Source organism: Flavobacterium sp. ACAM 123 (genome assembly GCF_000264055.1).
Taxonomy (GTDB): domain Bacteria; phylum Bacteroidota; class Bacteroidia; order Flavobacteriales; family Flavobacteriaceae; genus Flavobacterium.
Window position 1 is genome coordinate 1 of record NZ_AJXL01000256.1, and the last position, 391, is coordinate 391.

Genomic DNA, 391 nt, shown 5'->3' on the forward strand with positions numbered 1-391 from the left:
AAAATGTCCCGGAACATAATCAAGTACATCTGTAGTTTCTTTGCCAATACAAACCTGATCAGACAAATCTCCTTCAGGGTAAATCTCGATTTCTTCAACTGGTAAATGATCCGGAAGTTTAGCCCTGCCAGGATGTTTCTTTTTAGAACGAGAATAAGTAATTTCTTCTTTGATAACTTCTTCTTGTTCTTGCAGGAGCTCTTGTTCTAGATCTAAAGGTAAAGTAGTTTGAGAAGGATCTTCAAAACGCTCTCGTTTTTGACCAAATTGCATACGGCGTAGTAATTCTACTAAACGTTGAAGTTCTTCAACTCGTTCTTCTAACCTAGAAGCTTTATCTTCTAATTTTGAAGCTTTGTCTTCTAATTTAGAAGCTTTATCTTCTAATTTT

1 pseudogene is annotated in these 391 nt (G+C 35.3%); it reads right to left on the reverse strand.

The features are described 5' to 3' along the window. Positions 1-391 (reverse strand): annotated as a pseudogene (locus tag A3SG_RS20555) (IS66 family transposase); the annotation flags it as partial.